Source organism: Ideonella sp. B508-1 (assembly GCF_000333615.1).
Taxonomy (GTDB): Bacteria; Pseudomonadota; Gammaproteobacteria; order Burkholderiales; family Burkholderiaceae_C; genus Ideonella.
Genome location: NZ_BADL01000452.1, coordinates 1 through 1754, shown reverse-complemented (window position 1 = coordinate 1754; position 1754 = coordinate 1). Strand labels below are relative to the sequence as shown.

Annotated in this window: 2 protein-coding genes; both read right to left on the bottom strand. The window is 69.7% G+C overall.

What is annotated here, in order from left to right:
* The coding region (locus I73_RS28880) for an enoyl-CoA hydratase-related protein (protein WP_022981938.1) at window positions 1–487 on the bottom strand (487 nt) is incomplete at its 3' end.
* 8 nt (window positions 488–495) lie between these two features.
* A partial coding sequence (locus I73_RS18280; RefSeq protein ID WP_022981937.1) for a carboxyl transferase domain-containing protein occupies window positions 496–1754 on the bottom strand: 1259 nt, incomplete at its 5' end.

The window sequence follows — 1754 nt, the reverse complement described above, 5'->3', positions numbered from 1 at the left end:
AGTAGCGCTGGGCGGCGCGCTGGCCGATGGCGGCGATCACATAGGGCGCGATGGTGGCCGGCAGCAGACCCAGCTTGGCCTCGCTCAGGCAGAAGTGCACGCCGTCGGCGGCCACCAGCACGTCGCACAGCGCGGCCAGGCCCACGCCACCGGCATAGCAGTCGCCCTGCACACGGCCGATGACGGGCACCGGGCACTGGTGGATCGTCCACAGCATGTCGGCCAGGGCCTGGGCGTCGGCCCGGTTCTGCTCCCAGCTGTAGTCGGCCATGGCGCGCATCCAGTTCAGGTCCGCGCCGGCGCAGAAGGCCTTGCCGTGGCCGGCCAGCACCACCGCGCGCAGCCTGTCGTCCTGCGACAGCGCGCGGAAGGTGGCGGTCAGCTCGGCGATGACCTGGTCGTTGAAGGCATTGCGCACGTCCGGCCGGTTGAGCCAGACCTCGGCGACGAAGGGCGAGGGACGCTTGAGTTCGAGCGTGGTGGTCATCGCCGGCCTCACATGCGGAACACGCCGAACTTGGCGTCCGGGATCGGCGCGTTCAGGCTGGCCGACAGGCCCAGGGCCAGCACGCGGCGGGTGTCGACGGGGTTGATGATGCCGTCGTCCCACAGGCGGGCGCTGGCGTAGTAAGGGTGGCCCTGCACCTCGTACTGCTGGCGGATCGGGGCCTTGAAGGCCTCTTCCTGCTCGGCGCTCCATTGGCCGCCCTTGGCTTCGATGCCGTCGCGCTTGACGGTGGCCAGCACGCTGGCCGCCTGCTCGCCGCCCATCACGCTGATGCGGGCGTTGGGCCACATCCAGAGGAAGCGCGGCGAGTAGGCGCGGCCGCACATGCCGTAGTTGCCGGCGCCGAAGCTGCCGCCGATGATGACGGTGAACTTGGGCACGTTGGCGCAGGCCACGGCGGTCACCATCTTGGCGCCGGCCCGGGCGATGCCCTCGTTCTCGTACTTGCGGCCCACCATGAAGCCGGTGATGTTCTGCAGGAAGACCAGCGGGATCTTGCGCTGGCAGCACAGCTCGATGAAGTGGGCGCCCTTGTTGGCGCTTTCGGCGAACAGGATGCCGTTGTTGGCCACGATGCCCACCGGCATGCCCTCGATGTGGGCGAAGCCGCAGACCAGGGTGTTGCCGTAGCGGGCCTTGAACTCGTCGAACTCGCTACCGTCGACGATGCGGGCGATGATCTCGCGCACGTCGAAGGGCTTGCGGGTGTCCGTGGGGATGACGGCCAGCAGTTCCTCGGCCGGGTAGAGCGGGACCTGCGGCGGGCGCACCGCCAGCGGGGCGGGCTTCTGCCAGTTCAGGTGGCCCACCGCCTGGCGGGCCAGGGCCAGGGCGTGCAGGTCGTTCTCGGCCAGGTGGTCGGCCACGCCGGACAGGCGGGTGTGCACGTCGCCGCCGCCCAGGTCCTCGGCGCTCACCACCTCGCCGGTGGCGGCCTTCACCAGCGGCGGGCCGCCCAGGAAGATGGTGCCCTGGTTCTTGACGATGATGGTCTCGTCGCTCATGGCCGGCACATAGGCGCCGCCGGCGGTGCAGGAGCCCATGACCACGGCGATCTGCGGGATGCCCTCGCCGCTCATCGTGGCCTGGTTGTAGAAGATGCGGCCGAAGTGGTCGCGGTCGGGGAAGACCTCGTCCTGGTTGGGCAGGTTGGCGCCACCAGAATCGACCAGGTAGATGCAGGGCAGGCGGTTCTCGCGGGCCACCTCCTGGGCGCGCAGGTGCTTCTTGACGGTCAGCGGGTAGT